The organism is Streptomyces sp. NBC_01788, from assembly GCF_035917575.1.
Taxonomy (GTDB): Bacteria; Actinomycetota; Actinomycetes; order Streptomycetales; family Streptomycetaceae; genus Streptomyces.
The window spans coordinates 4165134-4189706 of sequence record NZ_CP109090.1 but is presented as its reverse complement, the minus strand read 5'-3'; the positions used below and the strand labels follow the sequence as shown (position 1 = coordinate 4189706).

The window sequence follows — 24573 nt, the reverse complement described above, 5'->3', positions numbered from 1 at the left end:
CAATAACACCGCTGACCACGGAGCCCGGCCGCCCGAGTGGCGCCCGGGCTCCGCTGTTTCCCGCTTCAGATGCCCGGCGGCAGCAGGTCCCTGGTCAGCGCGAAGGCCGAACGAGCCGCCACCAGGAGGGCGTTGATCCGGCCAAGGACCCGATCCGCCCGCGCCGGGTTCTCCGTCTGGACCGCCTCGGCCAGGTCGTCCGCGTACTCCTGCGCCCGTACGGCCTCGTCCGGCTCCGCGCTGCGTGCGTCCTCTCTCAGCGCGTCGATCAACTGCCGGTGGGAGACATCCCGCACTTTGGCGCTGTTGCCGACGCCTCCCTGGGCGACAGCGTGAGAGCTGTGGACATTCGCCACGACGAAACCGCCGGATCCGGCGGAAATGTTGACCACCTCACTGCCTCCTGACCACATGAAGTTCTTCCGGTACTCGTCCCAGCCCGTCCGGGTCGGTCCGTACATACCGAACCGCCATCCATAAACCTTGATCAGTCCGTGCTTCAGCGGCTCCGCGAGAATGAGCATCGCGTCCGCACGATTCCACCCCTGGTCCGTGAAGTACTCCGCCATGCGGACCGCCCGCCAGCCGGGCCCTCTGGATCTTCGGCAGATCTCGTAAAAGGCCTGGTTCTGGCACGCCGCCGCCTGCGCCGAGGTGATGGCCGGGGGAGGGAGCCGCCTTCTGTGGTGCATACCGCGGATCCATACGAACAGCTGGCGCAGCGCCAAGCAGAGGACGGTGATCAGGAACAGGACCATCAATTCCAACGCTCCCCCTCCTGCGCGGCGAACTCCCTTCCAATGTAGGGGAGTTGGATAAGCATTGGGTCGCAATGACGAGCCGAATACCCCTGGCCCACTCGGCAAGCGCGAAGGGATGTCGTCGCACGGCGGAGGCAACGGCCGCGGAAGTCCTTTTCGGGATCGGGGACTTCCGGTCGGCGGCCGGGGCGTCGGTCGGCGGTGGTGGACGTCCCGTTGCGTCCGGTCATCCCTCCCTGTCCGCCTTCTTCAGGCGCAGGGCGGAGATCAGGAAGAAGACGCCGCCCAGGAACGCGTAGCCCGCGAGGCTTCCCAGGAAGGCGTTCTCCCCGCCGGCCTGGGCGATGAACGACGCGCCCGCGACGGTGGAGATGGCTCCGCTCGCGATCATCGGCCACTGGCCTCCCAGTCGGCGTCGGACCGCCCCCACGACCAGTTGCACGAGTCCCGCGGTGATCGCCCAGAGTCCCCACACCCGCAGGACGGCCGGGATACCGGACGCGGCGGCGACCGCCAGGCCCATGCCCGCCAGCGTGCTGATCACGATGTTCGCGTACAGGCCGGTGGCCGCGCCGCCGTTCGCCCTCGCGGTACGGACGTCGACGACCGCGGCGGCCACATCGAACAGGGGGTAGATCACCAGCAGCGTCACGCTCAGCGGGCCCAGCGTCGAGGCCGTCGCGAACAGCACAGCGGCCCATACGGCCGCGAAGGCGAAGCGGACGAAGTACAGCTTGCGCAGGGCCAGGGGGGCCGTGGTGGCGCGGGTTTCCAGGGTTTCAAGGGTCTTCACGTGTGCGCCTTTCGGGGGCAGTGGAGTCGTCCGTCGCCGGCTCGCCGCGTGCTGTTTGCCGGCCTCATCGATCAGCTGCTTCGCCGGGCGAGGCGCGAAGGAGAACGTTCGGTCTTCTTCCCACTCAAGGCGACTGACGGCTCCGCTGTCAAGACCGAACGTTCTCCCTCATCCCCTTGGTACGCTGATCCGCATGAGTCGGAGCACAGAAGGCGGCAGTACCTCGGAAGCGCGATCGCGGCTGCTCAGCAAGGCGACCGAGATCTTCTACGCGGAGGGGATCCACTCCGTCGGCATCGACCGGATCACCTCGGAGGCACAGGTGACCCGGGCCACGCTGTACCGGCACTTCTCCGGCAAGGAAGACCTCATCCTCGCCTACCTCGACCAGGCCGACCGGGCGATCCGGGGGCAGGTGGACGCCGTCGCCGCGGCGAGCGGGCGGTCGGCGGCCGATCGGGTCCGTGACGTCGGCCGGTGCATCGTGGAGGGCATCGCGTCCCCCGGTTTCCGCGGCTGCGCTTTCCTCAACGCGGTGGCCGAGTATCCCGATCCCGACCACCCCGTCCACCGGGCGGTACTCGCTCACCGGCAGTGGTTCCTGGACACCGTCACCGACCTGCTCGCGCAGACCGGCGACACGCCCGCCGACGCCGCAGGCCGGCAGTTCGTCATGCTCAGGGACGGCGCGATGGCGGCCGGCTGCCTCTTCGATCCGCAACTGATCTCCGAGACGTTCCTGGACGGCGTCGAGGAAATCCTGCGGGCCCGCACCGCCCCCGAGTCCGTGTCGGGCCCGGCCGCTCCTCCCGCCACCGGGACGAGCGTCTGAGGGTTCACGCCTCGCGCCTGTCTCCGGCCGGCTCGAGCGGTCCGAGCGGGCCGCTGAATTGAAACCGTTCAATCGACCGACTCCACGCCGCGCGCCGGTCCCGCTACGCGTGACGGTCGAACACAGGCCGCGCACGAAAGTGCCCGCACACTGATTGACCTTCACCCCGCCCGCCCGTACGTTACCCACACTCACCTGAACTGAATCGATTCATCCATTCCTGGACGAGGAGTCGTAGTGATCAGTAGGAGGAGTGTTCTGGCGGGTGCGGCCGCCACCGTCGCGGCGGCGTCCTTGGACGCGATACCGGCGGCGGCCTCACCGGCCTCCGGGCACGACGGTCTGCGTGTCACGGCGCCGAGCGTGGAGTACGTCCAGCACCCCCTCGGTCTCGACGCACAACGGCCCCGGCTGAGCTGGCCGTTGGCTTGCGAGAAGCCGGATATGCGTCAGAGCGCCTATCAGGTCCGCGTCGCCACCACCGCGAAGGGCCTGTCCCGTCCGGACGTCTGGGACAGCGGGAAGGTCACGTCCGGCGAGTCCGTCCTCGTGCCGTACGGCGGTCCTCGGCTCGGGCCCCGGACACGCTACTTCTGGTCCGTACGTGTGTGGGACGCCGACGGCCGGACCTCCGGCTGGAGCGAGCCCTCGTGGTGGGAGACCGGTCTCATGGAGGCCGGGCAGTGGACGGCCGACTGGATCTCGGCTCCGGCGAGCCTCGCGAACGTGCCCTCCCTCGAGGGCAGTTCCTGGATCTGGTTCCCCGAGGGTGATCCGGCGAGCAGTGTTCCGGCGGTCACCCGCTGGTTCCGCGGCATCGCGAAGCTGCCCGAAGGGATCACCGCGGCGACGCTCGCCATCAGCGCGGACAACGTGTACGCCGTCTCCGTGAACGGGGTCGAGGTGGCCCGCACCGACCTGGAGACCGACAACGACGGCTGGCGCCGCCCGGCCGTGATCGACGTACTGGACCAGGTGCACACCGGCGACAACGTCATCGCCGTCTCCGCCACCAACGCGTCCCCGGGCCCGGCGGGACTCATCGCCGTTCTCACGGTCCGTACCGCTTCCGGCGAGCAGAGGACGGTCACCGACGCCTCCTGGAAGGCAACCGACAAGGAGCCTCCCGCCGACTGGCGCGGGCTCGGCTTCGACGACGGCGGCTGGCCGGCGGCGATGGTGGCGGCGCCGTGGGGCGGCGGGCCCTGGGGAAGGGTCGTCCCGGTGACGTACGCCGTCACGCAGGTGCGCCACGAGTTCCGGCTCCGCAACCGGAAGGTGTCCCGCGCACGGCTGTACGCCACGGCGCTCGGCCTCTACGAGGCCCACCTCAACGGCAGCCGCGTGGGCCGCGACCAGCTCGCTCCCGGCTGGACGGACTACCGCACCCGCGTCCATTACCAGACGTACGACGTCACCACGCTCCTGCGGCCCGGTGCCGCCAACGCCATCGGGGTGTATCTCGCGCCCGGCTGGTACGCGGGCGACGTCGGCATGTTCGGCCCTCATCAGTACGGCGAACACCCGGCTCTGCTGGCGCAGTTGGAGGTGGAGTACGCGGACGGGACGAGCGAGCGCATCACTTCGGGCGCCGGCTGGCGGGCCGTCTCCGGGGCGATCGTCGCCGCCGACCTCCACGGTGGCGAGACGTACGACGCCCGCAAGGAGACCCCCGGCTGGACCTCACCCGGCTTCGACGACGGGGGCTGGCCCGGCGTACGCGAGGCCGGCGACGTCGGCCCCGGCCTGATCGTCGCGCAGGAGAACGGTCCGGTACGCGTGGCCGAGGAGCTGACACCGAAGAAGGTGACCCAGCCCAGGCCCGGTGTCTTCGTGTTCGACCTCGGCCAGAACATGGTCGGTTCGGTACGCCTGCGGGTGTCGGGTGCCGCGGGAACGACCGTCCGGCTCAGACACGCCGAGGTGCTCAACCCCGACGGCACCGTCTACACGGCGAACCTGCGGAGCGCGTCGGCGACCGACACGTACACCCTCAAGGGCCACGGGGAGGAGAGCTACGAGCCCCGCTTCACCGTCCACGGTTTCCGCTATGTCGAGGTGACCGGATTCCCCGGTACCCCCTCGGCGAAGGCCGTCACCGGGCGTGTCATGTATACGTCAGCATCGTCCACGCTCGACTTCGAGACCGACGTGCCGATGCTCAACCAACTGCACCACAACATCATTTGGGGGCAGCGCGGCAACTTCCTCTCCGTTCCGACGGACACGCCCGCGCGCGACGAGCGCCTCGGATGGACGGGAGACATCAATGTCTTCGCACCCACGGCCGCCTACACGATGGAGTCGGCCCGCTTCCTGTCCAAGTGGCTCGTCGACCTCCGGGACGCCCAGACCGCGGAGGGCGCGTTCACGAACGTGGCGCCGGATGTCGGCGGACTCGGCGGCGGCACCGCCGGCTGGGGCGACGCGGGCGTCACCGTCCCCTGGTCGCTCTACCAGGCCTACGGCGACCGACAGGTCCTCGCGGACGCCTGGCCCTCCGTCCAGGCGTGGCTGACGTATCTGGAGAAGAACAGCGTCCGGCTGCTGCGCCCGCCCGAGGGATACGGCGACTGGCTGAACACCGACGACGAAACCCCCAAAGACGTCATCGCCACCGCGTACTTCGCGCACAGCGCCGATCTCGCGGCCCGGATGGCCACGGAGCTCGGCAAGGACCCTGCCTCATACCTCGATCTCTTCGGCCGGGTACGAGAGTCGTTCCGGAACGCCTACGTCACCTCCGACGGCAGGGTCAAGGGTGATACGCAGACGGCCTATGTCCTCGCGCTGTCCATGGACCTGATGCCGGACGGACTGCGGAAGGCCGCGGCCGACCGGCTCGTCGCCCTGATCGAGGCCAGGGACTGGCACCTCTCGACGGGTTTCCTCGGCACGCCCCGGCTGCTGCCGGTCCTGACCGACGCCGGGCGCACCGACATCGCCTACCGCCTCTTGCAGCAGCGCTCCTTCCCCAGCTGGGGCTACCAGATCGACAGGGGCGCCACGACGATGTGGGAACGCTGGGACTCCATCAGGACCGACGGCGGTTTCCAGGACCCGGGCATGAACTCCTTCAACCACTACGCCTACGGCTCGGTGGGAGAGTGGATGTACGCCAACATCGCCGGTATCTCGGCGGGCCGGCCCGGCTACCGCGAGATCGTCGTCCGCCCCCGTCCGGGCGGAGCCGTCACCTCCTCCCGCGCCACCTTCACCTCGGTCTACGGGCCCGTCTCCACCCAATGGCGGCAGCGCGCCGGCCGTTTCACCCTGACCTGCACGGTGCCGCCGAACACGGCTGCCGAGGTGTGGATCCCCGCGTCCACCCCGAAGGCGGTCACCCGCACGGGCGGGACGCTCCTGCGCCAGGAGGACGGCTGCGCGGTGTATCAGGTCGGCTCCGGCACACACCACTTCACCGCCTGACCGTCCGGCGATCCCACGGACTCACGGGCGGACAGGTGCCCGTGTCCGCCTCCCGTTGCCGGTGCCGCGGTCCGCCTGAACTCCTATCGGGCCGCCACCGGACCTTGCCGCCGAGCCGCACGCGCTGGTGGACGGTGTCGTCCAGCGACTGGGTCGGATGGAGTCCTTCCTGTTCGTCAGCCGTGATGTTCGGGCTTTCGGGGCTTCGTCGTGTGCGTGGCCGCCAGTCGCAGCAGTTCGTCGACCGGCCACTGGTCGTAGACGTGCTCGCCGTACGTGGCGGCCAGGACCCGGCCGTCGGGCGCGACGAGGAAGTCGGCGGGGAGGCCGAGGCGGCCGCCGTGCGGGCTGGTGGACGGTAGGCGCTCCCGCCCGCGGACGACCTCCCGGAGACCGCTCACGACCGCGCGGAGGATCGGCCACCAGGCGCGCGGGTCGAGCAGGGCGCGGGGTGAGCTTTCCACGCCGAACTCCCGGTACAGCCGCTTGTCCGGGTCGGCGACGACGGCGAACGGGAGATCGGTGGTGTGGGGCAGCAGTTCTTCGGCGGGCGAGTGGAAGAGCACGACCTCGCGGACACCGGCCGCCTCGATCTCCTCGTGCCGCCGCACCACCGAGCGCAGGTGCAGGTTGCAGACCGGGCAGCCGGCGAAGCGCCGGAACTGGAGGTGGATCAGCCGGTCGGGATCGGGCACGGCGACCTGCTCGCCGGAGACGGCGGTGAGACACCGCTCCTGGACGATCGAACCGGGCCTCACCGGACTGCGGGACATGGGCACGACGGGCTCCCTCCGTAGGCGTACGGCATACGCTTACCAGCGTAGGCGTATGCCGTACGCTGTCAACCGCCATGCCACGCCCACGTTCACTCACACCGGACCAGCCGGCCGCGGCCGCCCTCGCCGTCATCGACCGGGACGGGCTCACCGGACTGTCGATGCGCGCCGTCGCCAAGGAACTCGGCATGAGCACGATGGGGCTCTACCGGTACGTGGACGACCGCGAGGAACTGGAACGGCTCGTCGTCGAGCTCGTACTCGCCGGTGTGGACGTCGAGCCGCCGGACCCCGGCATGCCGTGGCGCGAGCGGATCGAGGTCATGGTGCGGCGGCTGCGCGACGCCGTGGCGGCCCACCCGGCGACCGTCCCGCTCGCCATCAGCCACCGGCACCACTCCCTCGGGGTACTGCGCTGGTCGGAGGCGGTGCTCGCCGTCCTCACCGAGGCGGGCGTCGAGGGCGAGCGGCGGGTCGTGGCCCTGCGCGGACTGCTCAGCTACGTCATCGGAGCCATCCAGCTCGAACACCTCGGGGCCCTGTCCGGTGCGGGCACCGTGGCCATCACCGAGCTGCCGGCCGCCGAGTTCCCGCACATGACGGAGACCGCCCGGCACGCCCGGAACGTCGGCGCCGACCAGGAGTTCCTGGGCGGGCTCGCGCTGCTCCTCGACGGCCTCGGCGGTCTCGGCGGCCTCCGCGCCTGAAGACGGCCCGCTGGGCCCCGCCCGCAGGAGCCGCCCGCAGGAGCCGCCCGAAGGGGCCGCCCGAAGGCTCCCCGCGCCCTGCCCCGCCGCCCCGTCTTGTCCTGCCCTGGCCCGGCCCCTGTCGGCCGGAGCCCGGGTGTGACGGGAGAGGGCCTCCATACGCTGAGGCAGTCGGAATGAGCAGCGAGGGCGTCGGATCCGTAGAGCGAACGAGTAGCTACCGCATGGGATGGACACGGGCATGGGCGACCGACACAGCGACGGTGGGGGCGTGGACCACCGACGCGCCGGTACGGGCGGCCACGGGTCCGGTGCCGACGACGGAACCCGCGCCGCCGCGCTGGAGTCCGCACTCCGCCGCGCCCTGCGCGCCGGGTCCCTCGACACATCGGCCGAACAGCGGGCCGTGGCCGCTTTCCGGGCCGCCCGGGCGGAGGGCGTCCACCAGCAGGCGCGGGCGCGGAGGCGGGACGACTGGCGGTCGCGGCACGTCCTGGGGCGGCGTTCGGTGCGGGCCGCCGTCGCCGTGCTCCTCGCCGGCCTGACGTTCAGCGGCGTGGCGATCGCGGCGATCGGCTCACCGGAGTCCGACAGGAAGGCGGAGGACGACGGCCGGGTACGGCGGCACCCGTCGCCCACCGCGCCCCGGGCCCCGGCGCCCGCGTCGACACCGGCGTCCGCCTCCACCGCCCCGTCCGGGCCCGGCTCCCCCACGCCCGCGCCCTCCGTGACCCGGGACCGCCCGCCCACGGCCAAGGACATCCTGGCCCACTGCCGCGCGTACGCGTCGGTGAAGGGCAGGGGCAAGGCGCTGGAGTCCACGGCCTGGAAGCGGTTCATCGAGGCCGCCGGGGGCGAGGACAACGTCGACGCGTACTGCGCCGACCAGCTGTCGCAGGCCGGGACGGGCAACGCGGGCAACGCCGGCAACGCCGGCAACGCGGGCAACGCCGGCAACGCGGGCAACGCGGGCAACGCGGGCAAGGGGAACGGCTCGGACGGCGGGAGCGGCCCGGCCAAGGACAACGGACAGCCGAACGGCCACTCGGCCGGCGAGAAGAACGAGCAGAGCAAGAAGAACGCCAAGAACGAGAAGCCCGGACAGGCCGGTGCGGCGAAGACCGAGTGACGGATTGGGTGTCTTGCCGCACGATTGTGTCGACTTCGTGTCAGTGGACCCGCACCCGTGACAGTCGGCGCTCGCGCCACGCTGAAACAAGTGACCCCCACGCGGGGTCGGGCCGTCTGCTCTCCGGGGGGAGGTACGCGGGCGGCATCGTGCAGGGGCAGACTCGTTCGCACCCCCCGTGGCGGGTCTGCCCCTGCCCAGTCGGCCCGAGCGGCCTCAGCGGGCCCGGCGGCGCATGAACCTGTCATCGAGGCGTTTCCCGCGGACCGCCTGGTCGCGACGCCGCCACTTCGAGTGACCTTGATCTCCTCGCGGGCAATGCGACGGCGCCTGAGGCAACCGGACCACCAACTGCTACCGTCTACCAATCTGTAGACGTCCATCCCTCGGACGGCCCGGCTTCACGAGGGTTCCACTTCTGCGTCCGCGTGTGTTCACACGCGTTCCCCGGAGCGCTCACGCACGTGGACCCATGGCCCGGAGATCCACCTGATGACGACTTCCCCCCCGCCCGCCACGGGGCTCGACGGCGCGGCCATCGACGGCGGCCTCTACACCGACGTCACCAACTTCGCTCGGGACACCCACTGGCTGAACGAGCCCGTCGCGGTCTTCTCCGACATCGGCATGGGCCTGTTCGCGCTCTTCCTGCTGGTGGCCTGGTGGCGGGCCCGGCGCCAGGGGAACACGGTCATGACCGCCGTCCTGGCCACGCCGTTCGCCGTGATCCTGGCGTACGCCCTCAACAGCGGGATCAAGAACGTCTTCCAGGAGCCGCGCCCCTGCCGGGCCCTCCCGCACGACTTCCTCATCGAGGCGTGCCCCCCGGTCGACGACTACGCCTTCCCCAGCAACCACACCACGGTCGCCTTCGCCTTCGCGGCGGCCCTGCTGCTCATCAGCCGGTGGCTCGGATCCATCGCCCTGCTCACGGCCGTGACGATGGGTGCCTCGCGCGTCTACGTCGGCGCCCACTACCCGCATGACGTCGGCGTCGGCGCGCTGGTGGGCACCGTGGTCACCCTGATCGTCGTCCTGCTGGCACGGCGGCTGGCCGTGCCGCTGGTGGAGCGCATGAGCACCGGGCCACTGAGCCCGCTGCTCGTCGCCAGGACCGCGAAGCGGGCCCGCCCATCGGCCCGCGCGAGCCGCGCGGCAGCGCGGGCCCGGGTGTAGGGCCTCTCGTCCGGACATCAGGAGCGGACCGCCCGGCCGGCCTCGGCCCAGTTCGCGTGCAACTTGTCGAGGTAGGACCCGGCCTGGCTGCCGGGGGTGGCCCCGCGGGCGAAGGCGAGCATGTTGCCCTGGCCGGTGTTGTAGCCGAGGGCCAGCAGGTCGTCCTTGCTGTACGGGGCCGCCCACTGGGCGGGCAGCACGGCCGCGAGGTCGTGCAGGTACCAGGCCGCGGCCTCGACGGCGAGGTCGCGGTCGTCGGGCAGTTCGTCCCAGGAGCGGTTCGCGAAGTCACGGTCCTTCCTGGTGGCGTCGAAGGTCGCACGGTGCATGTTGGCGATGCCGAAGGCGGCGTCCGGCTTGTACTTCTGCCAGGCCCGTTCGAGACCGGGCTCGTGGGGCTTGTACGACTCGTTGTAGAGGATCGCCATCAGCAGCTGGGCGCTGACGCCCGCCTGGCCGGCCCTCCGGCGCACCTGGGCGGCGTAATCGGCGGGGTCATAGGGTCCCGCGGTAGCCGTCGCCGAGGGGCTCACCGGAGCGGTGGGCGAGGCCGGGACAGGGGACGGGGCCGCCGGTACGGGCCGGGGGTCGGAGCCGGAGGGCAGCCCGCCTGCCACGCGCACGGCGACGTAGCAGGCGGCTGCCAGGAGCACCACCGTCGGCCAGCGCCGCCGCGACCGGGTAACCGTCATGTCCCGCCCTCCCTGCCCCGCTCCCCCGCTTCGCGCGGGCTGGTCACTCCTCGTAGTAGTTGTTGATCACCACGTCCGGCTCGTCGTCGTCGAACGCCTCGTTCAGCAGGGCCCCGCCGACCAGGCCGGCCGCGCCGGCGCCGATGAGCGCACCGGTGCCGAATCGGCGGCCGCCCTGCTGCTGGTCGCCCTGGGGGGCCGGGTAGCCCTGCTGCGGGTAACCCTGCGGATAGCCCTGCTGGGCCTGGGGATACCCCGGGCTCATCGGCTGGGGCGGGGTGTAGAACGGCGGTGCGGTGGTCTGGACGCGCTGCGCGCACTCGGCGCACGCCTGGACCGGCCGGGGTACGCCCCACTGCGGGTACCAGTCCACGCTCATCGTGCCGGGGCCGTGGCCGGGGTCGAAGAAGCAGGTCATGGCGGGGCTCCTCGTGGGGTGCGGGGGTGCGGTGACGGTCGGCGGCTGCGGGGACACCAGGGTCGGTGTCGGCGTCACGGGGACGGCCGGCGCGGGCGGGGCGGACGGCGCGGGGAGGGGTGGGGGCGTCGTGGGCATCGGGGCCGGCGGGACCCGGTCGTACGCTCCCGCACCGGAGGCCGGGCCCGGGACCGGACCGGACGCGGCCGGGCTCCCCTCCGCGTCCGTGGTCTCCCGCAGGACGTCCACGCCGTAGTCGGCGGCGATGCCCGCGAGGCCCGAGGCGTAGCCCTGGCCGACCGCGCGGAACTTCCACTCGGCGCCGTGCCGGTACAGCTCGCCGAAGACCAGTGCCGTCTCGCCGGACAGGCCGTCGGCCGCCAGGTCGTACCGGGCCAGTTCGGCGCCGCCCTCCTGGTCGAGCACGCGGATGTGGGCGCCGCGCACCTGGCCGAAGGCGTGCCCGCGCGCGGCTCCCTCGTAGAGCGAGACCGGGAAGACGACCTTGGTGACCTCGGCGGGGACGCGGGTCAGGTCGACGTCGATCCGCTGGTCGTCGCCACCGGCGGGGCCGCCGCCGCTGTGGCGGACCGAACCGTCGGGACTGCTCAGGTTGTTGAAGAAGACGAAGTGCCGGTCGGACAGCACCTTTCCGGACGCGTCGCACAACAGCGCGCTGGCGTCCAGCTCGTATCCGGCATCCGCCCGCCAGCCCAGTCCGACCGTGACCGCCGTCAGGCCGGGAGCCTGCTTGCTCACCGAGACGTTGCCGCCCTTGGTCAAGGGCACACTCATCGAACTCCTCCGCAGCTTTTCCGGTCCCCCGTGTTCACGGGACTCAACGCGCCTGCCCTCCCCGGCAGTTCCAGGGTTGCGCAATAATGAAAATATGTGCTGGATGCGGACCGGCCGGGCAACCACCGGCGCGGTAACTCGCGTCCTGGCCATTGCGGGCATCCGGAACCACGCGATCAGGCAACCCATACTCCTGGAGAAGAGGCGACGTGAGCATCATCGGCTGGATCATTCTCGGACTGCTGGCCGGGGCCATCGCCAAGATCCTGCTGCCGGGGCGGGACCCGGGCGGACTGATCGGTACGACACTCATCGGCGTAGCGGGCGCGTTCGTGGGCGGGTGGCTCTCCGCCAAGTTCCTGGGCCGCTCCGTGGAGAACAACTTCTTCGATCTCTACACCTGGGGCGCGGCCATCGGCGGCTCGCTCGTGCTGCTCATCGGCTACCGCCTCCTGTTCGGCAACTCGCGGAACTGATCCGGCGGCGCCGCCCGGGAGGCGCTCAGTCCTCCTCGGCCGGCGACGTGCAGCGGTAGGCGTGGGCACGGCGGCGGTCGCGGCGCACCAGGACGGTCGTACTGGCCGCCACGATCAGCGTGGCGGTGCTGAGCGGGACCAGGAAGGGCGTCATCACCGCCATCGCCGCGGTGACCGCCGTCATCGTCTCCATCGTCGTCACTCCTCCGTTCCGGGCTCGGCCGCGTGCCGGGCCCGGGAGGCGGTGCGGCCCGTGAGAGCGGCCTCGATGGCGCCCATCCGGTCGGCCAGCAGGGCAAGGGCGGCGGTCGCGCGCGTGAGGGGATCCCCGGCCGGGCCGCCGAGGGCCTGCGCGCGGATGTGGGCCGACTTCAACTCGGCCCAGCGAGTCGCCTGCAGCGGGGTCAGGGCGCCGCGCAGCTCGGCCAGTTTGAGCAGGTTGGCCTCGGCTCCCGTGGTGAGGGTCTGTGCCTCGGCGGTGAAGTGGTCGTCGAGGACGGCGGACAGTTCGGTGTCGTTCATGACGGGCCGCAGCCGCTGGGCGATCTTGTTCATGGTGCGGTAGGAGCCCTGGAGGCGGAACGGCGGCTCGGTGCGTGTCTCGTCGGACTGGGCGGCGGAGGCGATGTAGGCGGCATTGACCGCGAGGACCGTCTCGCGCGCGCTGAGCAGATGGCGCAGCACGGACACGATCTGCTCGACCTCGGCGGGCGCGTAGGGGTGCCCGAGCCGGTCCGCGCGGGCCGCGGGGTCGTTGCCCGCGAGGCGGAGGAACAGGTCGAGGTCGCGGCGGTCGCGGCCGGCCAGCGGGGCCAGCACCGCGTTCGCGGTGAGCGCGTTCTCCAGGAAGCTGACCGCGAAGACGTCCTCCTTGCCGGTGAGGACGTCGCCGAGGTTCCAGACGTCGGCGCGGTTGGCGAGCATGTCGGGGACGCGGAAGCGCTCGCCGGACTCGGTGTAGGGGTTGCCGGTCATGCAGACGGCGAACCGCTTGCCGCGCAGGTCGTAGGTGCGCGCCTCGCCGTTCCACACGCCCTCGACCCGGCGGGTGGCGTCGCACAGCGGGATGAACTTCTGGAGCAGTTCCGGCGAGGTGTGCTGGATGTCGTCCAGGAGCAGCAGGGTGTTGTTGCCCGCCGCCAGCGCGAAGTTGATCTTCTCGATCTCCTGGCGGGCGGTGGCGTTCGGGGCCTCGGCCGGGTCGAGCGAGGTGACGGCGTGGCCGAGCGCGGGTCCGCTGATCTTGACGAGCATCAGGCCCAGGCGGTCGGCGACGTACTCCATCAGCGTGGTCTTGCCGTAGCCGGGCGGCGAGACGAGCAGCAGCAGGCCGCCGGTGTCGGTGCGCTTGCTCTCGCCCGCGGTCCCGAGCTGGCGGGCGAGGCTGTCACCGATGAGGGGCAGGTAGACCTCGTCGATGAGGCGGTTGCGGACGAACGCCGCCATGGAGCGCGGGCGGTGGTCGTCCAGGCGCAGCCGGGCGCGTTCGGCGTCGACGAGGGCGGTGCGGCGGCGCTGGTAGGCGCGGAAGGCGGGGGCCTCCCGCGTCTCGAAGCGTTCGGTACGGGCCAGGAACTCGTCGATCCGCAGGGTGAGCGTGCGGTTCTCGATGCGCGGGTGGGTGCCGAGCAGGCCCTCGACCGTGGTCACCGGGGAGACTTCGGACTCGTAGCGGGGCAGGTCCGGGCACAGCTCGGCGGCGACCGCCTCGGCCAGGTCCCCGGCGGTGATCTCCGTACCGGTGGAGGTGACGTACGCCGACAGCCACGCCCCGGCGAGCTGGCGGCGCGCGGCGAGGTCGTCGAGCGCGGCCAGGTCCTCGTCGTAGGCGGAACTGCCCACGGTGTGGCGGAACTTGTCGAGCAGAGTGCGGGTGGCGGCGCTGATGACGAACCCGTCGGTCCCGCTCGTCAGCTCCTCGAAGAGGTACGCCGCGGCAGCGGGCGCGAGGTCGCCCGCGCCCAGAGGAGCCGCCCCGCGGCCGCCATCGGTCGACGGCCAGGTTTCCAGGGACGTCGCGAGTTCCGTGATGAGTTCGGGGATGGCGGGGGACGGGCCGAAGGTGTCGCGGGCGCGGGCCAGGGAGGCGGCGCGGCGGGTCCAGGCCGTGCGGGCCCCGGGGGTGGTGCCGTGTGCCCAGAACAGCTGGGCGGCGGCGCGCGCGGCGGGTTCGTGGCGCAGGGGCCCGGCCTGCTCGTAGAGGGAGAGCAGGGCGGTGAGGATCGCCGTCGCGTCGTGGTCGTGGACGCCGCGCTCGTAGCCCTCGTCGTACGCCTCCTCCGCGGCCCCGCGCACCAGGGCCGGCAGGTCGGCCTGGGCCGGCGCGGCCGCGCCGTGTCGGCGCAGCAGGCGGGCGGCGAGGTGCTCGGCGCGGTAGACCTCGGGCGACTCGGACGGCAGCCGCCGGTCCCAGTACGGGCGGGTGTCCGCGAAGGCCGGGTCGGTGACGGGAGCGCGGTAGTCGGTGCCGGACAGGGCGAAGGCGAGGCCGTCGCCCTGCGGGACCAGGGTGAGGTCGAGCGGCCGGTTGGTGACGGCGAAGCGGTGGGTGCCCAGGCGGATGGTGCGGCCGCCGTCGGCGTACAGGTCGGTGCGGTCGCGCAGCGCGCGGGCCGCCTCCTGGCGGGCGGACTTCAGCCGGCCGTCCAGTTCCTCGGCCCGTACGGGGTCGCCGAGTTCGCGGAGTTCCTCGGCCGTGCGGCGGGCCTTGGCGACCAGTGGGTCGGAGGCGAAGAAGGTGCTGACGGCGTCGGTGTCGGCGAGGGTGGCCGCGCGCCGGGCGATCGTCTCCAGCACCCGCCCGGCGGAGGCGGCGAGTTGTTCGGCGCGGCGGGCGCGGGCGTCCAGGAGGCCCTGCTTGCGGCCGGAGAAGGCCTCGTAGATCTCGGTGCGCCGGTCGGCCAGTTCGCCGAGGAAGTCGTCGAACTCCGCGAAGCGGGACTCCAGGTTCTCCAGTCGCACCATCAGGGAGGCGAGTTGCTCGTCGCAGGCGTCCGGATCGTCCGCGGCCGCGAGCGCGCCGGTGACGGCCTGGCCGAGCAGCGCGAACTCGGCCGCGAACTCGGCGCGTCCCTCCTGGTCGCGCAGTTCACGGCGGCGGGCGTCGAGCAGGGCGCGGGCGCGGTTGACGCCGCCGAGCACCTCGGCGATGCGTTCCAGGACGGAGGTGCGCACGGTGGCGTCGCCGATGTCGAGGCCGGCGACGACCTCGGTGACCGTGCGCAGCGTGCCGGCGAGGTCGTCGAGCCGGCCGGCGACCGGTGCCGCCTCGGCGACGCTGCCGATCGACTCGGCGTCGGCGGCGAGGCGTTCGACCTCCTCGTGGTGGTCGGCGAAGGCGTCCTCGCGGGCCAGGAAGGCGACCGCCCGCTGCCCGAACGTGGTGAGGTCGGCCTCCGCCTCGGCGGCGAGCTCGTCGATACGGGCGGCGTCCGCGTACCGCATCTCCTTCAGGGTCAGCAAGTGGCCCTGGGCCTGCCGCAGTTCGCTGAGGCCGCCGACCCACGCGGCGGCGCCGCGCGGTGCCTCGCCACGCAGCCGGCGCACCACCGCGGCGAGCCTGCCCGCGGCCGCTTCGAGCGCGTCCGCGGCCTGCCGGGTCAGCGTCTGTACGGTACGGAACTCCTCCAGCACCTGCTCGGCGGTGGCCCGTACGGCGTCCAGCGGGGTGCGCAGGTCGCCCAGTTCCTCCTCGTCCAGCCAGTGGTGGGTGTCGAGGGCGCGGACGCAGGCGGCGGCCAGCGCCTCGTACACCTCGACGGTCGGCGTGGTCTCGGCGACGGCGCGGCCGATGGACAGGCAGTCGGAGATGCCGCGTACGAGGTCGGCGTTGCCGATCCGCCCGAGGGGTCCGGTGCCCGTGGCGCCGGCGTGGGTGTCGGAGACGTAGGGGGAGCTCCACAACTGGAGGGGGTGCACACGGCCCGGCTCGTCGGGTCCGGCCGAGGGGTCCGTGCGCAGCGCCATCAGCGTGCCGTCGTCGAACAGCGCCCAGCCGTGGCAGGACAGCGGGGTGGCGACCTCCTCGCGGATGGTGTTGTACGACAGCAGCAGGCTGCGTCCCTCGGCGGGCGCGTGGAAGGCGTACAGCACGTCCTCGCCGTAGGGCGAACGCACCTCGCGCTCGAACTCCAGGCCCGAGCTGCCGAGTTCGTAGGTCTTGTGGGCGCCGGTGGCCAGGCAGTAGCCGCCGGGGAAGACGATGCCCTGGTCGTCGGGCAGGCGGCGGCAGGCCTGCCCGACGCCGTCGATGCGGACCACGGTCCTGGTGAGGGTGTGGAAGACGAGGTGGCGGTGGGCCTGCTCCTTGTAGGGGCGGATCCGCAGCAGGATCAGCGGGCCCACGCTCGCGTACGCGATATCCGCGTCGGCGAGGGCCTGCAGCGGCTCCTCGACCGGTTCGCTGTGGATGCCCTCGCCGGTCTCGGTGTCGTCCTCCGTCTTGACGGTGAGGCGGCCGCCGACGGTGGAGACGAAGACCTCGCCGCGCACGGAGACGTGCGGGTGGCGGCCGAGGACGTGGTCCTCACGGCCGGTCGCGGTCCACTCGAAGTCGTGGGAAGGCGGCGGGACGTGGTCGCGTTCGCCGCGCCCGTCCAGGAACGCCGCCCGGCCGTCGGCGGTGAGTGTCCAGCGCAGCACCCGGATGTCGCCGGCCTTCTCACCGGTCCGGAAGACGGCGAGGAGGCGGTCCTCGACGCGGCGCAGGCTCAGCAGCCGGGCCTGCCGGTAGTAACGGTGCAGGGCCTCGAACTCCCGCACGAAGGCGGGGTCGTCGAGGAGTCCGGGCACCGCGTCCTCGGGGAGCCGGTTCAGCTCCCGGTCGTGCAGTGCGAGGACGTCGCCGACCCGGGGTTCGGGCAGGTGGCCGTTGTATCCGAACAGCAGGCGGTCGCCGACGGCCACGACGTCGCGGGGCACGCTGGGGTGCTCGGTGCGCAGCCGGCCGGTGCCGGTGAGGTCCAGGCGCGTGGCACCGAACTCCTCGGCCCGTCGGGCGTTGAGTCGCTCGGCCCCGCGGGCGAGCTCGGCGGCCTGCGCGGTCAGCCGGTCGCGCAGCACCTCGTACGTTCCGGTGTCCACGGAGTCGTACGAACCCGTCTCCAGGGCGGTGGCCATGGGTGGTGCGTCCCTTCACGAAGAGGTGCGGGCCCGGGGGCAGGCCTGTCCGGCGGATCAGGCCGGCCCCCGTCGGCGGGGCCGGGTTCCCGGCCCCGCGTTCGCGGCGTGATCCGCGGGGGGCGGGCCCCCGACCGCCCCTTGAAGGCGGCGGCTCGGGGCCCTCCCGCGGGTCGTCAGGCCCGGGTGGTGCCGTTGAGGGCGGTGCCGTTGAGGGCGGCGAGCGGGGTGTCGGCGAGGCCCAGCTCACCGGCGCGGTCGAGGAGTTGCTGGAGCTGACCGGCGTTCGTGCCGCCCGTCTGCATCATCTTCATCAGCAGCGCGGAGACCGTCAGGTTCTTGACGTCGGCCGAGCCCAGATGCCCGAGCATCCGGCCGAGGTCCTCGGTGAAGTTCGACGAGCCGTCCAGCCAGGGCGCGGCAAGGGCCTGCGCGGTGCGGGAGTTCTCCACGAATCCGTCGATGCCCTTGCCGAACGAGATCGCGCTCATCAGGCGGTCGAAGAAGACCGACTCGCCGCCGACGATGTCGATGTCGGCGTGCTCGAGACCGGTCGCGAGGACCGTGGCCTGCGCCTCGGCGACCTGCCGCTGCGCCTCCAGGCCGGCCAGCCGGATCTCCTTCTCCGCCTGCAGCCGCAGCCGGTACTCCTCGTGCTCGCGGGAGGCCTCGTCCAGGGCGGCCATCGCCGCCGCCTTCTCGGTCAGGCCCGCCGCCTCGGCCTTCAGCTTCTCGCCGATCGCGGCGGCCTCCGCGAGCGCCTTGGCCTGGGCGCCCTCGGCCTCCGCGCGCAGCCGGGCCTCGGTGCCCCGGGCCTCGGCCAGTGCCTTGGCCTGCAACGCCTCGGCCTCGGCGCGGCCGGCCTTCTCGATGACCTCGGCCTCCTGCTCACGGACCCGGACGGCGGCCAGGCCCTCCGCGGCGGCCTCGGCCTGGACGGCCTCCGCCAGGCGCAGCTTGGCGCGGGCGTCGAGGTCGGCGGTCTTCAACCGGGCCTCGGCCAGGGTGAGTTCCTCGGCGGCGCGGTGGGTGGCGGCCTGCTCGGCGGCCTCGGCGGCCTTGATGTCCTTGACCAGCTTCTCCTGCGCCTCCGCCTCGGCGGCGATGATCACGGCCTGGCGCTCGCGCTCCGCCTCCTCCACGGCGCGCAGCTTCTTGATGGACTCCTCCTGCTCGGCGACCGTGCGGTCCACCGCGACCCGCTCGCGGACGACCTCGGCGATCTCCCGCTTCTCCGCCTCGACCTCCTTGTCGGCGGAGATCCGGGTGAGCTGGGTCTCCCGCTCCCGGGCGATGACCTCGAGGAGGCGGTCCTTCTCGATGCGCTCGTTCTCGATGGCGATGACCCGCTCGCGGTTCTTCGCGGCGACCGCGACCTCACGGGCCTGGTTCTCGCGCTGGACGCCGAGCTCCTCCTCGGTGCGCAGGAAGGCGCTCTGCGCGCGCAGCCGCTCCTCCTCCACCACGCGGGCGGTCTCGGCCTCCTCGCGGGCGCGGGAGGTATCGATCTCCCGCCTCTGCTTGATCTCGGCGTCCGCCTGGCGGCGCTCCAGCTCCAGGATGGCCTCGCGCGCGTCGACGTTCTGCCGGGTGATCTCCTTCTGCTCGGTGCGCTGTGCCTCGTTGGTGCGCACGTGCTCCACGGCTGTCAGCTCGGTGATCTTCCGGATGCCCTGGGCGTCGAGGACGTTGCCGGGGTCGAGCTGGGTCAGCGGCGTCTGCTCCAGATAGTCGATCGCCGCGTCCTCGAGGTGGTAGCCGTTCAGGTCGACACCGATGACCTCGATGATCTGGAACCGCAGTTCCTCACGCTTGGTGTAGAGGTCCGTGAAGTCCATCTGCTTGCCGACGGTCTTCAGCGCCTCGGAGAACTTGGCGTGGAACAGCTCCTGCAACGTGTCCCGGTCGCTGGCGCGGGCGGTGCCGACGGCCTGGGCGACCCGGACGACGTCCTCGGCGGTCTTGTTGACCCGTACGAAGAACGTGATGCGGATGTCGGCGCGGATGTTGTCCCGGCAGATGAGCCCCTCGCGGCCGGTGCGCGTGATCTCGATGGCCTTCACCGAGATGTCCATGACCTCGGCCTTGTGCAGCACCGGCAGGACGACCTGGCCGGTGAAGGTCACGTCGACCTTGCGCATCTTGGAGACGATCAGGGCCTTGCCCTGCTCCACCTTGCGGAACAGCCGGGAGAAGGTGAACAGCAGCAGCAGGAGAACGACGAGCAGGCAGCCCGCGACGAGTGCGCCGATGACATCCATGGCATACGTCCTTGACAGTAAGGAACGGTGAGTAAGGGAGAGACCGGGTGGCCGGGTGCGGCCCCCCGCGGTGTCCCGGCGGCTCGGGCGCCGGGAGACGGCGGGAGACGGGTGCGCCGCGGAATCGTCAGCCCCCTCTTCCCCCTGCGACGCACCGGGCGGCGGTACTTCCCCCCTGCCGGCTCCGGCAACGGACATCTGCCGATGCCCGGCACCGGAACCGTCCGCGGTGCTCCCCTCACGGCATGATGCCCGACCGGCCCCACCTCGCACATTGCCGGTTTCCGGCAGTGTTCGGGGGCGCTTCCATGCCGGTGAGCTGACAGAGCATCATCAAGATCGACCGGGCCGGGGTGCGGCACCCCCGGAGATCACGGGGACGGCGTCCAGCCGGGTGCGGTGCGGGCCCAGGCGCTGTCCCAGGCGGCCAGGTTGCGGCGGCGGAGCAGCAGCCCGGCGGCGCCGTACACCGCGGCGCCGGTGACCGGGACGGCCAGGGCGGCGAGGATCGCCCAGCCCTTGCTGTGGCTGCGCACCTGGGCGGCGCTCAGGGGCGGCTCGGTGATCCGTCCGTCGGTGTCGGCCCACACGTCGACGGGGCTTCCCGCCGGCAGTCCGGGCTCGACGTGGGTCCTCGCGGTGCGGGCGAGCCCGCCCGGGTCGGTGAAACGCACCGGCACCGGGTAGCGGGTCTCCTTCGCCTCCTCGGACCCCGGCTCGGGATGGCGGGGAGCGTCGTGCAGAAGGACCGCGGTGGTCTGCCACCGCGTCCTCTCCTGGTGCTCGGCCGCCCGCTCGTAGTGGCGCAGGGCGGTGTCGCCGACGAAGTGCAGGGCCACGGGCGTGCCGGCCAGCACGGCCAGCAGGATGCCGAGGCCGATCCACGCCTGGGCCAGGTCGCTGGGCCGGCGCATCGGGTTGCGCCGCAGGCGCCAGAGCACGCGGCGGGGGAGTTCGTCGGGGAGCGGGTCGTCGGGTGACAGTCCTTCGGGGGGCGGCTGGGCCCGCGGGATGCCGCCGGCCATGGCGCGGCCCTCCTTCGTGTCCTCGTTGTCCTCAGGGTGGAGTGGGGACGGGGGCTTTCTACGGGGCGGAGGGCTGGTCCCCCGGGTCCGCGGAGTGGTCGTGCGCGGAACGCAGCAGGGTGGCAGCGCCGCGGACGGCGGCGGTGTGCGGCGCCGCCACGGTTTTGAGGGGCGCGTGCAGCTTGCCGGTGAGGTGGTAGGTGATCTCGGGGCGCAGGGCGCCGCCCCCGGCCAGCAGCGCGCCCCGGCGCAGGGCGTCCACGGTGAGCGACGTACGGTCCTGCCGCAGCATCGCGGTCACCATGGTGGCCACCGCCTCGCAGATCTGCACCGGCGCGGCCGATTCGAGGTCGCTGGTGCCCAGCGCGGTGCGGCGCGCGTCGACGACGGCGCCCTCCGACAGCAGCACCACCTCGGTCAGATGCGCGCCGATGTCCACCACGAGCAGCGGGCGGGCCAGGTCCGCGCCCGCGGCCAGGGCGACGGCCCGCGCGCTGGGGATGGTCAGCACCCCACGCGGCCGCAGCACCTCCACCGCCGTACGGGCCTCGTTGCGGAAGGCCACCCCGTCCAGTACCGGGGCGGTGAGGACGACCAGGGGGCGGGTGAAGCGGGGCAGGCGGTTGCCGAGCAGGCGGTCGAGCATCCGGGCCGTGCCCTCGGTGTCGATGATCGTGCCGCGCTGTATCGGATACACCGCCCCGGAGCCGGGGAACGTCACCGTGGGGACGTCCAGGACGAGACCACGCCCGGCGACCCAGGCGCGGGTGCGGGCGCTGCCCATGTCGAGGGCGATGCCCCACCCCTGCCGGCCCAGCGGCCACGGCCGGTGCCGGGTGGCCGCGGCGGCACGCGAACGCTGGGTGACGGTCACCGCCCTGCCTCCCTGACCTGCTGGCAGCGCGCGCAGTAGCGGGCCTGCGGCACTATCTCGAGGCGTTCCCGCGCGATGGGACGCCGGCACAGGTGGCACATGCCGTAGCCGCCCTCGTCCATGCGCGCCAGGGCCGCCTCGACGTCGGCGAGGACCATGCGGGCCGAGGCCGCGAGTTTCACACGGACCTCCAGCTGCGAGGCGGCCTGCTGCTGGAGCAGGGCGTCCGCGCGGGAGGTCGCGGCGGCCGAGATCTGCTCCAGCTGCTCCTGGCGGAACAGGCGCTGCTCGTCGAGGTTCGCGCGCAGCGCGGCGAGGTCCTCGGCCGTCAGGTGCGTGTCGCGGTCGCCGATGATCTGGTTGTTCACCGTTTCACCCCTCGGGCAGGGCGGAGGACGAAGGCAGGACGGACAGGCGGACGGTTCAGGCGGTACGGCGCCGGCAGCCGACACAGTGCCCCGTGTACGGCAGGATCTCCAGGCGCTCCGCCGGCACCGGCTTGCCGCACTCCAGGCAGGACCCGTAGGTGCCGTCCTCGACGCGGGCGAACGCCTCGTCGATCTCCTTCAGCACCCGCATGATGGCCTCACGCTGGGAGGACATCAGGTGGTCGTCCGCCGTCTGCCCGGTCTCGCCGAGGGCTTCCAGCTGGACCAGCCGGGTCCCGCGGGCGTGTTCAAGGCGCCGGCGGGCCTCCTGAGCGGACAGGCGCTCGCGGGGTTCGGTCCGGGCGGCGTCGAGCGACATGGTCAGTGCCTTTCGTTGTGCAACGGGGGACGGGGGTCGGTCACACCTCAACCCTGGTCGAACCGGCCGCGGTTTCCCATCGGGTCCAGAACCCATTTGCGGCCGATCGGGGGATCCACTCGACCTGTGCATGGGTAGGCCGCACCGGGTGAAATGGGGACCGGGCCCCATCGCATGCGGGAGCCGGCGGACGGCACACTGGCGGCAGGCCCGGTCGGGACCACAGGGGCCGCGGCTCGTCCGGGATGCGCGATGACCGACAGTAGAGGCAGACCGCATCACGTAAGGAGGCGTGACCCTGGTGTCCCTGTTCTGGCGGATCTTCGGGCTCAACGCCGTGGTGCTGGGCTCGGCCACCGCGCTGCTGCTGTGGGCCCCGGTGACCGTCTCGGTGCCGGTCGTGCTGACCGAGGCCGTCATCCTGGTCGGCGGCCTGGCCGTCATGCTGGTCGCCAACGCCGCCCTGCTGCGCTGGGGACTGGCCCCCCTGGACCGGGTGACGAAGCTGATGACCACCGTGGACCTGCTGCGCCCCGGCCAGCGGCTGCCCGAGCAGGGCGGCGGCGAGGTGGCGGAGCTGATCCGCACGTTCAACGCCATGCTCGACCGGCTGGAGAACGAGCGGGCCACGAGCAGCGCCCGGGTCCTGCTCGCCCAGGAGGCCGAGCGGCGCCGTATCGCGCAGGAGCTGCACGACGAGGTGGGCCAGAGCATGACCGCGATCCTGCTCGCGCTCAAGCGGGCCGCTGACGAGGCGGACGCGCCGCTGCGCGACGAACTGCTCCAGGCGCAGGAGATCACGCGGGGAAGCCTGGACGAGGTCCGCCGGCTGGTACGCCGGCTGCGGCCCGGGGTCCTGGACGACCTCGGTCTGGTCGCCGCGCTGACCTCGCTGACCACCGACTTCGCCACTCACACCGGGCTGCAGGTGGTGCGCCGCTTCGACACCGACCTGCCCGCCCTGGAGCCGGAGACGGAGCTGGTCCTCTACCGTGTCGCCCAGGAGAGCCTGACCAACGTGGCCCGGCACGCGGACGCCGAACGGATCGAGGTCAGCCTGCGGCACACCGACGGCGCCGTGGAGCTGGCCATCACCGACGACGGGCGCGGCATCAAGGCGGCGCACGAAGGCGCCGGCATACGCGGCATGCGCGAGCGGGCCCTGCTCATCGGGGCCGGCCTCGACATCGCCCCCACCCCCACGGCCGGAACCGAGGTCCGGCTGACCGCGCCCGTCGTTCCCAGGAAGCAGACCTGACCATGTCCGAGCCGACCACGATCCGCATCCTGCTCGCCGACGACCACGCGCTGGTACGCCGGGGAGTGCGGCTCATCCTCGACCAGGAACCGGACCTGGAGGTGGTCGCCGAGGCCGGTGACGGCGCGGAGGCCATCGAGATGGCCCGCACCCACGACATCGACCTGGCCGTGCTGGACATCGCGATGCCCCGGCTGACCGGCCTCCAGGCCACCCGTGAACTGGTCGCGCTCAAGCCGGACCTGCGGATCCTGATGCTCACCATGCACGACAACGAGCAGTACTTCTTCCAGGCGCTGAAGGCCGGTGCCAGCGGGTACGTGCTGAAGTCCGTCGCCGACCAGGACCTCGTCGCCGCCTGCCGGGCGGCGATGCGGGACGAGCCGTTCCTGTACCCGGGCGCGGTGACCGCGCTGATCCGCAACTACCTGGACCGGGTCCGCCACGGCGAGGAGACCCCGGACCAGGTGCTGACGCCCCGCGAGGAGGAGGTCCTGAAGCTGGTCGCGGAGGGGCACTCCTCGAAGGAGATCGGCGAGATCCTCTTCATCAGCATCAAGACCGTCCAGCGGCACCGCGCCAACCTGCTCCAGAAGCTCGGGCTGCGCGACCGCCTGGAGCTCACCCGCTACGCCATCCGGGCCGGTCTGATCGAGCCCTGACCGCCCGCCCACGACCACCCGGGGTCCCGGCTGTCCACTCCCCGGCCGGGGTCCCGGGTACGACATCCGCGTCCGCTCACGAGTGCCACACGAAAGGGGACGGTGCATGCACCCAGCACCGAGCACCGACCCCGCCTCCCGTGCCCTGGCCTTCCTGACGGCCGCACTGCTCGCCCTCCTGGCGGTCTTCACCACCGGCAGCCCCCCGCCACTGCCCACCCCTGCCCCTGCCGCGGCGACCTCCGTCGCGGACCTCGAGCCCGGACAGCACTCCGGCTCCGCGCCCGGCGACGGCCACCCCGGCACCGACGAGCGTCCGGTGGACGCTCCGCACGCCGGGCAGGGGTGCACCGTCGTGTGCTCGGCGCAGGACGGGACCCGGCAGGAGTTCCACGGGGACCGGCCCGTCGCGCACGGGCAGTTCGCCACCACCGAGGACGTCACGGACGTTCCCCTCCCCGCACCCGGGCGGACGCGTCCCGTCCCGGTGACCGTGGCCGCCCGCACGGTGCACGTGGTGCAGGACGGCGGCCGGGCGCCGCCGCGGACCTTCGGCATCTGACACCTCCCTTTTCGCCCCTTTCGTCCCTCGACCGCCGTGACCGCGTCGGCCGCAGTCGCGGCGTGCCTGCCGGAGGCCTCCG

20 protein-coding genes and 1 pseudogene are annotated in these 24573 nt (G+C 72.4%); 9 read left to right on the top strand and 12 right to left on the bottom strand.

All coding sequences use genetic code 11. From position 1 onward, the window contains the following. Positions 1–65: 65 nt before the first annotated feature. Complete coding sequence (locus OIE49_RS19010) at positions 66–758, bottom strand: hypothetical protein (RefSeq protein WP_326806268.1); 693 nt, start codon at positions 756–758, stop codon at positions 66–68. Positions 759–987: 229 nt separating this feature from the next. Then, positions 988–1554, bottom strand: a complete 567-nt coding sequence (locus tag OIE49_RS19005) for a hypothetical protein (protein ID WP_326803360.1) — start codon at positions 1552–1554, stop codon at positions 988–990. Between the two features lie 193 nt (positions 1555–1747). Between OIE49_RS19005 and OIE49_RS19000 the strand changes: the two genes are divergently transcribed. Together OIE49_RS19000 and OIE49_RS18995 are read left to right on the top strand one after the other, a co-directional pair. Beyond that, complete coding sequence (locus tag OIE49_RS19000; RefSeq protein WP_326803359.1) at positions 1748–2386, top strand: TetR/AcrR family transcriptional regulator; 639 nt, start codon at positions 1748–1750, stop codon at positions 2384–2386. Between the two features lie 237 nt (positions 2387–2623). Next, positions 2624–5815 (top strand): alpha-L-rhamnosidase, encoded by a 3192-nt coding sequence (locus OIE49_RS18995; protein WP_326803358.1) that lies wholly within the window; start codon positions 2624–2626, stop codon positions 5813–5815. A 176-nt stretch (positions 5816–5991) separates the two neighbouring features. On the opposite strand, the gene OIE49_RS18990 is transcribed toward OIE49_RS18995, so the two are convergent. Next, entirely contained in the window at positions 5992–6588 is a 597-nt protein-coding gene (locus OIE49_RS18990) for a peroxiredoxin-like family protein (RefSeq protein ID WP_326803357.1), read from the bottom strand. Between the two features lie 77 nt (positions 6589–6665). Here OIE49_RS18990 and OIE49_RS18985 point away from each other — a divergent pair, with 77 nt between their 5' ends. The 3 genes from OIE49_RS18985 (at position 6666) to OIE49_RS18975 (ending at position 9603) form a co-directional block, all read left to right on the top strand. Further along, positions 6666–7298: a TetR/AcrR family transcriptional regulator gene (locus OIE49_RS18985; protein ID WP_326803356.1), complete on the top strand. Its 633-nt coding sequence runs from the start codon at positions 6666–6668 to the stop codon at positions 7296–7298. 271 nt (positions 7299–7569) lie between these two features. Then, on the top strand, positions 7570–8427 hold the full coding sequence (locus tag OIE49_RS18980) for a hypothetical protein (protein WP_326803355.1): 858 nt from the start codon (positions 7570–7572) through the stop codon (positions 8425–8427). A gap of 492 nt (positions 8428–8919) precedes the next feature. Next, on the top strand, positions 8920–9603 hold the full coding sequence (locus OIE49_RS18975; protein WP_326803354.1) for a phosphatase PAP2 family protein: 684 nt from the start codon (positions 8920–8922) through the stop codon (positions 9601–9603). A 17-nt stretch (positions 9604–9620) separates the two neighbouring features. Here the strand turns inward: OIE49_RS18975 and OIE49_RS18970 are convergent, their stop codons facing one another. After that, on the bottom strand, positions 9621–10295 hold the full coding sequence (locus OIE49_RS18970) for a lytic transglycosylase domain-containing protein (protein ID WP_326803353.1): 675 nt from the start codon (positions 10293–10295) through the stop codon (positions 9621–9623). Positions 10296–10953: 658 nt separating this feature from the next. After that, positions 10954–11508 (bottom strand): annotated as a pseudogene (locus OIE49_RS18965) (TerD family protein); the annotation flags it as partial. Between the two features lie 209 nt (positions 11509–11717). On the opposite strand from OIE49_RS18965, the gene OIE49_RS18960 reads away from it, so the two are divergent. Further along, the gene (locus tag OIE49_RS18960; protein ID WP_100568368.1) at positions 11718–11984 is read left to right on the top strand and encodes a GlsB/YeaQ/YmgE family stress response membrane protein; all 267 of its coding nucleotides are present in this window, start codon (positions 11718–11720) and stop codon (positions 11982–11984) included. Positions 11985–12009: 25 nt separating this feature from the next. Here OIE49_RS18960 and OIE49_RS18955 read toward each other — a convergent pair whose 3' ends face one another. The 7 genes from OIE49_RS18955 to OIE49_RS18925 all read right to left on the bottom strand — a co-directional run bounded on the left by OIE49_RS18955 (position 12010) and on the right by OIE49_RS18925 (position 22009). Beyond that, positions 12010–12177 carry a hypothetical protein gene (locus tag OIE49_RS18955; protein WP_159024844.1) on the bottom strand — a complete coding sequence of 56 codons (168 nt, stop codon included), beginning with the start codon at positions 12175–12177 and terminating at the stop codon, positions 12010–12012. 5 nt (positions 12178–12182) lie between these two features. Then, positions 12183–17102 carry a DNA repair ATPase gene (locus OIE49_RS18950; RefSeq protein WP_326803352.1) on the bottom strand — a complete coding sequence of 1640 codons (4920 nt, stop codon included), beginning with the start codon at positions 17100–17102 and terminating at the stop codon, positions 12183–12185. Positions 17103–17278: 176 nt separating this feature from the next. Next, complete coding sequence (locus OIE49_RS18945; protein WP_326803351.1) at positions 17279–19363, bottom strand: SPFH domain-containing protein; 2085 nt, start codon at positions 19361–19363, stop codon at positions 17279–17281. A 371-nt stretch (positions 19364–19734) separates the two neighbouring features. Continuing rightward, the gene (locus OIE49_RS18940; protein ID WP_326803350.1) at positions 19735–20388 is read right to left on the bottom strand and encodes an Rv1733c family protein; all 654 of its coding nucleotides are present in this window, start codon (positions 20386–20388) and stop codon (positions 19735–19737) included. 58 nt (positions 20389–20446) lie between these two features. Continuing rightward, positions 20447–21289: a rod shape-determining protein gene (locus OIE49_RS18935; RefSeq protein ID WP_401741130.1), complete on the bottom strand. Its 843-nt coding sequence runs from the start codon at positions 21287–21289 to the stop codon at positions 20447–20449. After that, entirely contained in the window at positions 21259–21630 is a 372-nt protein-coding gene (locus OIE49_RS18930) for a TraR/DksA family transcriptional regulator (RefSeq protein WP_326803348.1), read from the bottom strand. Before OIE49_RS18930 ends, OIE49_RS18935 begins: the two co-directional genes overlap by 31 nt. 55 nt (positions 21631–21685) lie before the next feature. Beyond that, positions 21686–22009 carry a TraR/DksA family transcriptional regulator gene (locus OIE49_RS18925; RefSeq protein WP_100568362.1) on the bottom strand — a complete coding sequence of 108 codons (324 nt, stop codon included), beginning with the start codon at positions 22007–22009 and terminating at the stop codon, positions 21686–21688. Between the two features lie 301 nt (positions 22010–22310). Here OIE49_RS18925 and OIE49_RS18920 point away from each other — a divergent pair, with 301 nt between their 5' ends. The 3 genes from OIE49_RS18920 (at position 22311) to OIE49_RS18910 (ending at position 24491) form a co-directional block, all read left to right on the top strand. Continuing rightward, positions 22311–23267, top strand: a complete 957-nt coding sequence (locus tag OIE49_RS18920; RefSeq protein ID WP_100568580.1) for a HAMP domain-containing sensor histidine kinase — start codon at positions 22311–22313, stop codon at positions 23265–23267. A gap of 2 nt (positions 23268–23269) precedes the next feature. Then, positions 23270–23929: a response regulator gene (locus OIE49_RS18915; protein ID WP_100568361.1), complete on the top strand. Its 660-nt coding sequence runs from the start codon at positions 23270–23272 to the stop codon at positions 23927–23929. Between the two features lie 106 nt (positions 23930–24035). Beyond that, on the top strand, positions 24036–24491 hold the full coding sequence (locus OIE49_RS18910) for a hypothetical protein (RefSeq protein WP_326803347.1): 456 nt from the start codon (positions 24036–24038) through the stop codon (positions 24489–24491). Positions 24492–24573: the final 82 nt, after the last annotated feature.